Source organism: Roseomonas gilardii (assembly GCF_001941945.1).
Classification (GTDB): domain Bacteria; phylum Pseudomonadota; class Alphaproteobacteria; order Acetobacterales; family Acetobacteraceae; genus Roseomonas.
In genome coordinates, this window is record NZ_CP015583.1 from 1,074,011 (window position 1) to 1,085,299 (window position 11,289).

The 11,289-nt window shown below is 72.4% G+C and carries 6 protein-coding genes; 3 read left to right on the top strand and 3 right to left on the bottom strand.

The features are described 5' to 3' along the window. The first annotated feature begins 55 nt into the window (after positions 1-55). Both RGI145_RS04715 and RGI145_RS04720 read left to right on the top strand, forming a co-directional pair. A complete protein-coding gene (locus RGI145_RS04715) occupies positions 56-2,245 on the top strand; it encodes an RNA degradosome polyphosphate kinase (protein WP_418314506.1) in 2,190 nt (729 codons plus the stop codon). A 151-nt stretch (positions 2,246-2,396) separates the two neighbouring features. After that, positions 2,397-3,908: a Ppx/GppA family phosphatase gene (locus RGI145_RS04720; protein WP_075797445.1), complete on the top strand. Its 1,512-nt coding sequence runs from the start codon at positions 2,397-2,399 to the stop codon at positions 3,906-3,908. Positions 3,909-3,937: 29 nt separating this feature from the next. Here RGI145_RS04720 and RGI145_RS04725 read toward each other — a convergent pair whose 3' ends face one another. Next, positions 3,938-4,684: a DUF1003 domain-containing protein gene (locus RGI145_RS04725; RefSeq protein WP_075797446.1), complete on the bottom strand. Its 747-nt coding sequence runs from the start codon at positions 4,682-4,684 to the stop codon at positions 3,938-3,940. Positions 4,685-5,070: 386 nt separating this feature from the next. Between RGI145_RS04725 and RGI145_RS04730 the strand changes: the two genes are divergently transcribed. Next, positions 5,071-6,645, top strand: coding sequence for an MDR family MFS transporter (locus tag RGI145_RS04730; RefSeq protein WP_075797447.1), 1,575 nt, complete (start codon positions 5,071-5,073; stop codon positions 6,643-6,645). A 694-nt stretch (positions 6,646-7,339) separates the two neighbouring features. On the opposite strand, the gene cysG is transcribed toward RGI145_RS04730, so the two are convergent. Further along, complete coding sequence (cysG, locus tag RGI145_RS04735) at positions 7,340-8,653, bottom strand: siroheme synthase CysG (protein WP_075797448.1); 1,314 nt, start codon at positions 8,651-8,653, stop codon at positions 7,340-7,342. Then, positions 8,653-11,289 carry a nitrate reductase gene (locus tag RGI145_RS04740; RefSeq protein WP_075797449.1) on the bottom strand — a complete coding sequence of 879 codons (2,637 nt, stop codon included), beginning with the start codon at positions 11,287-11,289 and terminating at the stop codon, positions 8,653-8,655. Before RGI145_RS04740 ends, cysG begins: the two co-directional genes overlap by 1 nt.

The following is an 11,289-nucleotide window of genomic DNA, read 5'->3' on the forward strand; positions in this document are numbered from 1 at the left end:
CGAACACGGCGCCCATGAGGGAACCCACCAGATGGACGCGATCTTCACTGGCGAGATGCCGACTGTCCCGGCTGAGCTGCCGCCCGACATGCCCTCGGGCGACCTGCACACTCTTCCCTGGCGCTTCATCAACCGTGAGTTGTCCTGGCTGGCCTTCAACGAGCGCGTTCTGGAGCAGGCCTCCCATCCCGACCACCCGCTGCTGGAACGGCTGCGCTTCATCGCCATCTCGGCCAGCAACCTGGACGAGTTCTATTCCGTGCGCGTCGCCGGGCTGGTCGGGCAGGTGCGGGCGGGGATCACCAGGCTTTCGCCTGACGGGCTGACCACCGCGCAGCAGCTCAACGCCATCCACGAGCGCGCGGGCTCGCTGATCGAGGCGCAGCGCGTGGCCTGGCGCGAGGTCCGGGTCCTGCTGCGCGAGGCCGGGATCGCCGTGCTGGAGCCGGCGGAGCTGGAGGAGAGCGAGCGCGCCTGGCTGGAGAGCTGGTTCATGGAGCGGGTCTTCCCGGTCCTGACCCCCCTGGCGGTGGACCCGGCGCATCCCTTCCCCTTCATCGCCAACCTCGCCCTCTGCCTCGTGCTGAAGCTGATCCGGGAGGAGGACGGCGGCACCATGCGCGCCCTGGTGCCGCTGCCCGCCCAGGTGGAGCGCTTCGTGCGCCTGCCGCCGCGCGGGGAGGGCAAGGGCGACGGGGTGATCCGCTTCGTGACCATGGAGGACCTGGTCACGCTGAACCTGCCGCACCTCTTCCCCGGCTACATCCCGGCGGAGCGCGGCCTGTTCCGCCTGATCCGCGACACGGACGTGGAGTTCGAGGAGGAGGCGGAGGATCTCGTCAGCTCCTACGAGACGGCGCTGAAGCGCCGCCGCCGGGGGCAGGCGATCCGCGTCACCGTCACCAACGACACGCCCTCCGACATGGTGGACCTGGTGGCGGAGGAGACCGAGGCCGACCGCACCGGCGTCTTCGCGGTGGAGGGGCTGCTGGGGCTGAGCGACCTCAGCCAGCTCATCGTGGACGACCGGCCGGACCTGCTCTTCACGCCCTACACGCCGCGCTTCCCCGAACGCATCCTCGATTTCGGCGGGGACTGCTTCGCGGCGATCCGTTCCAAGGACATCGTGGTCCACCACCCCTATGAATCCTTCGACGTGGTGGTGCAGTTCGTCCGGCAGGCGGCGCGCGACCCGAACGTGGTGGCGATCAAGCAGACGCTCTACCGCACCTCCCGCGACAGCTCGATCGCCCGGGCGCTGATCGAGGCGGCGGAAGCGGGCAAGTCCGTCACCGCCATGGTGGAGCTGAAGGCGCGCTTCGACGAGGAACGCAACATCGCCATCGCGCGGCAGCTCGAAGCCGCCGGGGTCCAGGTGGTCTATGGCTTCGTGGACCTGAAGATCCACGCCAAGGTCAGCCTCGTGGTGCGGCGGGAAGGCGGGACGCTGCGCTCCTATGCCCATTTCGGCACGGGCAACTACCACCCGGTGACGGCGCGCATCTACACGGACATCTCCTTCTTCACCGCCGATCCGGGGCTGACCGGCGACGCGGCGCGGCTGTTCAACTACCTGACCGGCTATGCGCGGCCGGAGAAGATGCAGTCGCTCGCCTTCTCGCCGCTCACCATCCGGCCGACGCTGATGGGACTGATCGAGCAGGAGATCGCCTTCGCCCGGGATGGCCGGCCCGCCGGCATCTGGCTGAAGATGAACTCCCTGGTGGACGAGCAGTTGATCGACGCGCTCTACCGCGCCAGCGAGGCCGGGGTGCGGGTGGACTGCGTGGTGCGCGGCATCTGCTGCCTGCGCCCCGGCGTGCCGGGCCTGTCCTCCAACATCCGGGTGAAGTCCATCGTCGGGCGCTTCCTGGAGCATTCCCGCATCTATGTCTTCGGCAACGGACACCGGCTGCCCTCCCGCCGGGCGCGGGTCTTCATCTCCTCGGCCGACTGGATGGCGCGGAACATGGACTGGCGGGTGGAAACCATGGTGCCGGTGGAGAACCCCACCGTCCATGCCCAGATCCTCGACCAGATCATGGTCGTGAACATGAAGGACACCGCCCAGTCCTGGACGCTGGGGCCGGATGCGACCTATCGTCGCCTCGATCCGGGGCCGAAGCCGCTTTCCTCCCACGACTGGTTCATGACGAACCCCTCCCTGTCCGGGCGGGGCAGCGCCCTGAAGCGGGTCCGCACCGCGACGCCGCGGCGGCGGCCCGACCGCGTGGCCCAGGATTGATGGGGCCGGGATTGACAAGGCGCTGAGCGCCCCGGAACCGTCCCGGCGGGACCGGGCGCATGCCCGTCCTGCCCGCATGCGGCAGGACCGGCGGTTGCGGCGGCCGGACGGTCCCGGCATGACGCCAGGGCAGGAAGTGAGAGATTTACCGATGGACGCAGCCGTTCATGCCCATCCGGCCGAAGCCATCCCGCATCCGCCCCGCTGCGGCGTGGTCGATCTGGGCTCGAACTCCGTGCGGCTGGTGGTCTTCGAGGGGCGGGGCCGCAACCCGGTGCCGATCTTCAACGAGAAGGCCGTGCTGGGGCTGGGGCGGGGCCTGGAGACCACGCGGCGCCTGAACGAGGAGGCGGTGGAACAGGCGCTGACCGTGCTGGAGCGCTACCATGCCGTGGCGCGGGCCATGGCGGCCGATCCGCTGGAGATCCTGGCCACCGCGGCGATGCGCGACGCCGAGAACGGCCCGGCCTTCGCCGCCGCGCTGCGCGAGCGCATGCCGGGCGTGCCGATCACCGTGCTGAGCGGGGAAGGCGAGGCGACCCTTTCCGCCGAGGGCGTGCTGCTGGGCTTCCCCGAGGCCGACGGCATCCTGGGCGATATCGGCGGCGGCTCGCTGGAGGTGGTGGACCTGAGGCACGGCCGGGTCGGCGATTCCGCCAGCCTGCCGCTCGGGGTGATCCGCCTCGCGGAACGGGCCGGGGGCGACATGGCCCAGGCGCGCGCCATCGCCGAGGCCGAGCTGGCCCGGGTCCCCTGGCTGTCGAATGGCAAGGGGCGGGACCTGTACCTCGTGGGCGGCGCCTGGCGGGCGATCGCCAAGGTGCACATGGTCGAGGCGAACTACCCCCTGTCCATCGTGCACCACTATGTCCTGACGCGGGAGGAGGCGCGGAACCTCTGCGGCACGCTGATCGGCGCCAAGAAATCGGCGATCGAGAAGGTGCCCGGCGTTCCGGCCAAGCGCGCCGGGGACCTTCCCTTCGCCGCCGTGGCGCTGCGCCGCCTGTTGCGCGCGACCGGGGCCGACCGCGTGGTGTTCAGCGCCAACGGGCTGCGGGAGGGCTGGTATGCCCGCCACATCGCCCCGTCGGTGCGGGCCGAGGACCCGCTGCTGGCCGCGAGCTACGAGATGGCGGCCCGGTTCGGGCGCGACGACAGCCTGCCGCCCGCCCTGTTCGACTGGACATCGCCGCTCTTTCCGGAGGAGACCGCCTATGACCGCGCCCTGCGGCTGGCGGCCTGCTGGCTGTCCGACACGGGCAGCCACGATCATCCGGACTACCGGGCGGAGCAGTCCTTCCTCCGCATCCTGCGCCAGCCCGGGGTGGGGCTGGACCATCACGCCCGGGCCTTCCTCGCCCTGGCCGTGGCGCTGCGCTACGAGGCGGCCCCTCCCGCCGCGACCCTGGCGCCGGCGCGGGTGCTGCTGGGGGCGGCCGAGATGCGCCGGGCGGAACTGCTCGGCGCCGCCCTGCGGCTGGCCTATACGCTCTCCGGCGGGACGCTGGCGCTGCTGAACGCCGCCGCGCTGTCCGTGGCGGACGGAACCCTGCATCTGACGCTGCGGCAACACAGCGGGCTCTTCGCCGGGGAGGGCGCGCAGCGGCGGCTGGACCTGCTGGCCGGGATGCTGAACCTGAAGGCCGGGATCGGGGTCGGCTGAGCCGGGCGGGGGCCACCCCCCCCCCCGCTTCAGCCGCGCGGGCGGCGTTCCTGCATGATCTCCAGCTGAAGCTGCTGGATCTCCGCGAGCCTCTCCCATTGCCGCATCAGCAGGTGATCGAGCTTCTCGTGGAGGTTCCGCACCTCCAGCTCGACCTTCAGGTTCACGGCATAGTCGTTGAGCGCCCGGGCGCGGTCCTTCGCCTCCTGCCGGCGCTGGCTCATCATGATGACCGGCGCCTGGATCGCGGCCAGGCAGGACAGGACCAGATTGAGCAGGATGAAGGGATAGGGATCGAAGGACCCCTCGCCCCTCCAGAGGTTGTAGGCCATCCAGGCCAGGAGCACGACCGCGAAGCTCAGCAGGAAGGACCAGGAGCCGCCGAAGCTGGCCATGACGTCCGCCAGCCGCTCGCCCAGGCTGCGATGCTCGTCGTAGTCGTCGTCGGTGTTGGTGGAGAGGGTGGAGGAACTGGCGAGGCTCTGCGCCACCTTGTGCTCCAGCGCGCCCAGCTCGCCGCGCTCCTGCTCCAGCATCTCCTCGACGCGGGCGGCGCGCAGCCGGGCGACCTCGCCGCGCGAGACCAGCGATTCCTCCGTCAGCCCCGGATACTGCTGCATGAAGCGTTCGGCCAGGGAGGGGCGGAGCAGGGCCAGCGGCACCAGGTCCTTGCGCGAGAGCGTGCGGCCGGTGATGGCGCAGACCCCTTTCCTGGGCGGCGGCCCGGCGCGTGACGGATCGGCGGAAGCGGGGTCTTCGGCGGTGTCGTCGGGCATGGGGCCGTTCCGGGGGATGATTCTGCCGCGCTGCGGCATGTCCCCGATCCCAGAAAACGGGCCCGGCGGGCAATGGGAGAAGCCGGGGATGGCCTCGCCCTGGCCGCACGTCTGGCATGCGGAGCCTTGACCGTGGCGTGGCACCGCCGCCAGAAGGATGCCTGACCGGCGCTGGGCCGGCGCGCCATCCCGGCGGCCGGACCGCGGCACCCGCGACGGTTCTCGCACCCCGGCACCCGAAGGCATTCCCGTTCCGCCCGTCCTGTCTTCACGAGGGGCTTTCCGGGCGAGGAATGTCCTGGAAGAAGCGGCCGGCGCGCACACCTGTCCCCGTGCCCAGGGCGCGGTGGCGGGCCGCGGGATGGGAAGGGAGCAGGATAGCGTTCATGTCGCCGAACAACACGCCGGAAGCGCCGATGGCGGCCCCCCTGGTTTCCTCGAACCGCCACCTGCGCCTGACCATCGCTGGCGCCATGCTGACCATGATCCTGGCGGCGCTCGACCAGAACATCGTCAACACCGCCCTGCCGCGCATCGTGGCCGATCTCGGCGGCGCCTCGCACCTGTCCTGGGTGGTGACGGCCTTCCTGCTCACCTCCACCGCCACCACGCCGCTCTACGGCAAGCTCAGCGACATGTACGGGCGCAAGCGGCTCTTCTACCTCGCCATCGCCGTCTTCCTGATCGGCTCCGTGCTGTGTGGCCTGGCGCAGAACATGCTGCAGTTGATCCTCTTCCGCGCGCTGCAGGGGCTCGGGGCAGGCGGGCTGATGACCCTGGCACAGACCGTGGTCGGCGATGTGGTGGCGCCCCGCGACCGCGGCCGCTACCAGGGGCTCTTCACCGGCGTCTTCGCCGTCAGCTCGGTGGCCGGGCCGCTGGTGGGCGGCGTGCTGACCGAGGCGCTGTCCTGGCGCTGGGTCTTCTATGTCAACCTGCCCGTGGGCGCGGCGGCGCTGGCGATGATCGCGATCGGCCTGCGGCATCCGCCCGCGCTGAGGCGCCGGCAGATCGACTATCCCGGCGCGGGGCTGCTCGCCGCCGGCACCACGGCCCTGCTTCTCCTGCTGAGCTGGGCTGGGACGCTCTTCGCCTGGGCCTCCATGCCGATCCTGTGGCTGGGCATCGCCGCGGCCGGCTTCTTCGTGGCCTTCGTCCTGTGGGAGCGCCGGGCGCCGGAGCCGATCATCGGGCTGCACCTCTTCCGCGAGCGCGTCTATGTCTCCGGCGTGGTGGCCTCCGCCATGCTGGTCTTCGCCATGATGGGCACCACCGTCTTCCTGCCGCTCTACTTCCAGCTCGTGCTCGGCATGACGCCGACCCAGGCGGGGCTGATGATGCTGCCGCAGGTGGCGGGCATGATCTTCTCCTCCATCCTCGGCGGCAGGCTGGTGTCCGCCACCGGGCGCTACAAGCCCTTCCTGATCGCGGGCGTCGGCGCCGAGGCCATCGGGCTTTGCGGCCTCGCCATCCTGGCGCGCCTCGCCGCGCCCTTCTGGGCCTTCGAGTTCTGCATGCTGGTCCTCGGCCTGGGCATGGGCGTGGCCATGCCGAACATCACCACCTCCGTGCAGAACGCGGTGAACCCGCGGGAACTGGGCGTCGCCACCTCCTCCATGTCCTTCCTCCGCTCCCTGGGCGGGGCGCTGGGCGTGGCGCTGTCCGGGGCGCTGATGATGGCCTGGCTGAACAGCATCCTGGCCAACACCGTGCAGGGCCTCGACGTGCAGGCGCTGCTCGAACACGGCGTGCGCGCGCTGGAGGGGCTGGGCGCGGAGGAGCAGACCCTCGTCGCCTCGGCCTATCGCGGCGCCATCGCCATGAGCTTCACCATGAGCGGTGTGGTGATGTGCTGCGCCTTCCTCCTCGTGCTGACCCTGCCGGCCCTGGCGCTGCGCAAGGCTCATGAAGGCCCGGCTCCCGGTGCCCCGCAGGCCCCCGCCCGGCAGGCGGCGGAATAGGCCCGGCCGCGCGGGCACCAGCGCTTGTTGATGCGGGCGGTGGCGTGCAGGACCTTCAGGGGCACCACGGTCCGGCGCCGTCCGCCTTCACGGGGCCGGGCCTTCCGCCATGCGGGCCGGTTCAGGCTTTAGGGTTTTAGCATTTTAGGCTTTTAGCCCTTTATCCGCCCGGACGAAGGCGGGGCGAACGGGGGCTGCCCTGGATTCTCGCCCAAAGGAGCGATGAGGCTGGGGCGGGAAATGCGCGATGCGCATGACCAGCCGGGATGTGCGCGGATCATGTGATGGTGTTGATTATATTCCTATAGCCGGGGCGGGGTGCGGGAAGCAAGGGTTGTTGGGGTGCGTGTTCCGATCCGTGCAGCGGGATGTGTGGCCCGGGGGGGAAGGCTCTGCCTTCGCCCCCGATACCCCCCATCCGCCAGGACGCTGCGCGCCCTCGACCCGGGGATTGGGCGCCTGCTGAGGCCGGATCGCGCCGGAGAGCCATGCTCTCCGGCGGCGGTGGGTGCCGCGCGTGCCAACACATGGGGTCCAGGGTGCGCAGCATCCTGGCGGAGAGGGGGTCCGGGCGGAGAGGCGGAGCCTCTCCCCCGGGGCTGGCCCAGGGAGCGTGGCACCGGAGCGTGGGAGGCGCTGCGTGGGGCGAGGTGTTCCGTTGTCCGGATGACACCGGCCAGCGGGGGCTGCGGCCTTACCGGTTGCCCCCCTGGCCGACGCGGCGGGACACGGCCTCGCCGACGATCAGCAGGGCAGGGCCGCCCCGGCTCCAGTCCGGGCCTTGCGCCGCCAGGTCCGGCAGGGTGCCGGTCAGCACGCGCTGGCTGTCCCGCCCGCCATTCTCGATCAGCGCCGCCGGGGTGGCGGGGTCCAGCCCCGCGCCCAGCAGCCCGTCCCGGATGCGCGGCAGGGTGACGACCCCCATGTAGATCGCCAGCGTATGGCCGGGCCGGGCCAGGGCGGCAAAGTCCAGCCCGACATCCCCGTTGCGGGTATGCCCGGTGGCGAGCACCAGGGCCTGGGCACAGTCGCGATGGGTGAGCGGGATGCCCGCCCCGGCGGCGCAGGCCAGGGCGGCGGTGATGCCGGGCACGGTGGCATGCGGGATGCCGGCGGCGTCCAGCGCCTCCGCCTCCTCGCCGCCACGACCGAAGACGAAGGGATCGCCGCCCTTCAGCCGCACCACGCGCTTGCCCTCGCGCGCCAGGGACACCAGCAGCGCGTTGATCCGGTCCTGCGGCACGCAGTGGTTGGAGCGGGCCTTGCCGACGAAGATGCGCTGCGCGTCGCGCCGGGCGAGGTCCAGCACCTCCTCCGGCACCAGCCGGTCATGCACGATGACATCGGCCTCCCCCAGCACGCGCAGGGCCCGCAGCGTCAGCAGGTCCGCCGCGCCCGGGCCGGCGCCGACGAGATGCACGAAGCCGCGCGGCGCGGCATCGGCCTGTTCCAGCGCGGCGGCGACGGCGCTCTCGGCCTCCGTCGTGTGGCCGGCCAGGGCGAGATCGGCCTCCGGTCCGGTCAGCACACGCTCCCAGAAGCGGCGGCGGGCGCCGGTCTCGGGCAGGGCGCGGCGGGCGCGTTCCTTGAAGCGTTCGGCCAGGGCGCCGAGCCGGGCGAGGCCGGGCGGCAGCACCGTCTCGATCCGCTGGCGCAGCAGCCGCGCCAGCACGGGCGCGGCGCCGCCGGTGGAGATGCCGATCGTCACCGGATCGCGGTCCACGATCGCACCGGTGATGAAGGAGCAGAGTTCCGGCCGGTCCACCACATTGACCGGCAGGCCCCGGGCGCGGGCGGCGTCGGACAGGGCGCGCAGCTCCTCCTCCGGTGCCCCGGCGGCGAAGGCGGCGGCGCAGCCGTCGAGCAGGCCGGGATGGAAGCGCGCCGCCCGGCGGAACTCGGCCCCGGCGGCGCGGGCGAGGGCCTCCTTGGCCTCCAGCGCCTCGCCTTCCCCGAGCAGCAGGACCAGCCGGCCGCGGAGATCGAGAAAGGCAGGGAAGTGACGCATCAGGCCGGTTCCGGAACAGGACTCTCCGCGGCCGGGGCTTCCGCCTGGACACGGGCGAGCAGCGCGGCGATCTCGGGGCGGCAGGCGCCGCAATTGGTGCCGGCGCGCGTGGCCTCGCCGACCGCCGCGACGCCACAGGCCCCGGCGCGGATCGCCCCGCATATAGCGTCCTCCCGCACGCCGTGACAGACGCAGATGGCGGGGGAGGGGGGTGGCCCGCCCACGGGGCGCCCGGCCAGCAGCGCGGCGCGGCGGGTTTCCGGCACGCCGCCCGCGAGCAGCGAGGCCAGCCAGTCGCGCGGCGGCAGCGCCGCGTCCGGCGCCACGGCGATGGCGGCGACCAGCCTGTCGTCCTCGATCAGCACGGCGCGGTGCAGCCCGGCGGCGGCATCCTCCAGCAGCATCCATTCCCCCGCTGGCAACAGGGCGCGGAGGCGCGCGAAGGCCTCGGCCGGGGCTTCCCCGCCCGCCAGCTCGTGCCGCCAGCCGCCCTCGACCGGCGACACGGCGCACCAGGGGGCGAGGTCCGTGCCGTGGTTCTCCCGCCCGATCAGGAAGCCGTGCCAGGCCGCCGCGAAGGGGCTGGCGCGGAAGGGGACGTGCTTGAGCTCGGGCTGGCCGCTCACCGGGTCGGGCGTGCCGCCCATGCCGGCATTGACCCGCGCCGCCGGGGCGAAGCGGGCCGTCCAGTGCATCGGCACGAAGCCGCAGCCGGGCTGCATCCCCACATCGAGCTTCAGCCGCAGCACCGCCGCGCCATGCGGGCTTTCCACCCGCACCAGGCTGCCATCGGGCGCGGGCGCGTCGCCGGGGTTCAGGGTGAGCAGCGGTTCCGGTGCCTGCGCCATCAGGCGCGGCACGGCGCCGGTGCGGGTCATGGTGTGCCACTGGTCGCGCAGCCGCCCGGTCATCAGGCGCAGCGGGAATTCCGCGGAGACGCTCTCGGCCGGGGCGCGGAAAGGCGTGGCCACGAAGCGCAGCCGGTGCGCCAGCGGGTCCTCCGAGCCGAGCAAGCGGGCCGGGGCCGGTCCCTCCACCGGGCAGGGCCAGCGGGTCGGCGGCATGGCGTCGTAGCCGGCCTCGTCCAGCGCGGCGAGGGCGGAGATGTCGAAGCGGCGCGTGCCGCCGTTGCCGAGGCCCGACAGGGTGGCGTGCTCGCGGAAGATGTCCGCCGGCCCTTTCCAGGCGAAGCCGTCATGCCCCAGGCGCTTGGCCACCTCGGCCAGGATCCACCAGTCCTGCCGCGCCTCGCCGGGCACGGGCAGGAAGCGGCGCTGGCGGCTGATGACGCGCTCGCTGTTGGTGACGGTGCCGTCCTTCTCGCCCCAGGACAAGGCGGGCAGGCGCACATGCGCCATGTCCAGCGTTTCGGAACGCCAGGAATTCTCCGACACCACCAGGAAGGGGGCGTCGCGCAGGGCGGCGCGCACCGCGTCGCCGCGCGGTAGGGAAACGGCGGGGTTGGTGCCCATCACCCAGAGCGCGCCGATGCGGCCGGCCCCCAGCGCGTCGAAGAGGTCCACCGCCTTGAGGCCCGGCTTCGAGGGCAGGGCGGGCGCGCGCCAGTAGTCGCGCAGCAGCGCCACATTCTCCGGCCGGTCCTGGCGCAGATGCGCGGCGAGCATGGTGGCCAGCGCCCCGACCTCCCGCCCGCCCATCGCGTTGGGCTGGCCGGTGATGCTGAAGGGCCCCATGCCCGGCGCGCCGATGCGGCCGGTGAGGAGATGGCAGTTGATCAGCGCATTGGCCTTGTCGGTGCCGGCGCTGGACTGGTTCACGCCCTGGCTCCAGAGCGTCACCACCTTCGGGTGCCGCGCGAAGAGGCTGCAGAAGGCGGCGACCAGGGAGGGGGCGAGGCCGGTGAGATCCGAGGCCCGTGCCGCCACCGGACGCGCCGCCTCCAGGGCCGCGTTCAGCCCCTCCGTGCGCGCGGCGAGGAAAGCCGCGTCGGCATGGCCGTTGTCGTGCAGATAGACGAGCAGCGCGGCGAAGAGCGCGACATCGCTGCCGGGGCGCAGCGGCAGGTGCAGCGTGGCGCCCTCGCAGCTCGCGGTGCGGCGAGGGTCGAGCACGATCAGCTTCATTTCCGGCCGCGCGGCGCGGGCGGCGACGAGGCGCTGGTAGAGCACCGGATGGCACCAGGCGAGGTTGCTGCCGACCAGCACCACGAGATCGGCGAGTTCCAGGTCCTCGTAGATGCCGGGGACCAGATCCTCGCCGAAGGCGCGGGTATGGGCGGCCACGGCGCTGGCCATGCAGAGGCGCGAGTTGCTGTCGATATTCGCCGTGCCCAGCACCGCCTTCGCGAGCTTGTTGGCGGCGTAGTAGTCCTCGGTCAGCAACTGCCCCGAGACATAGAGCGCCGTGCCCTCCGGCCCATGGCTGGCCAGGGCGCGGCGGAAGCCTTCCGCCACCGCGTCCAGCGCGGCGTCCCAGGAGGCGCGCCTTCCGTTGACCTCGGGATGCAGCAGCCGGTCCGCGAGGCCGATGGTCTCGGCCAGGGCCGAGCCCTTGGAGCAGAGCCGCCCGCCACTCGCCGGATGCGCCGCATCGCCCGCGACCGGGCTGCCATCCGGCTTCGCGAGCACGCCGCAGCCGACGCCGCAATAGGGGCAGGTGGTGCGGACGGCTTCCAT

Excerpts from the sequence above, each read along its gene's own strand:
- RGI145_RS04715 (WP_418314506.1), top strand. The coding sequence starts at position 56 with ATGCCGACTGTCCCGGCTGAGCTGCCGCCCGACATGCCCTCGGGCGAC.
- RGI145_RS04720 (WP_075797445.1), top strand. The coding sequence starts at position 2,397 with ATGGACGCAGCCGTTCATGCCCATCCGGCCGAAGCCATCCCGCATCCG.
- RGI145_RS04725 (WP_075797446.1), bottom strand. The coding sequence starts at position 4,684 with ATGCCCGACGACACCGCCGAAGACCCCGCTTCCGCCGATCCGTCACGC.
- RGI145_RS04730 (WP_075797447.1), top strand. The coding sequence starts at position 5,071 with ATGTCGCCGAACAACACGCCGGAAGCGCCGATGGCGGCCCCCCTGGTT.
- cysG (WP_075797448.1), bottom strand. The coding sequence starts at position 8,653 with ATGCGTCACTTCCCTGCCTTTCTCGATCTCCGCGGCCGGCTGGTCCTG.
- RGI145_RS04740 (WP_075797449.1), bottom strand. The coding sequence starts at position 11,289 with ATGGAAGCCGTCCGCACCACCTGCCCCTATTGCGGCGTCGGCTGCGGC.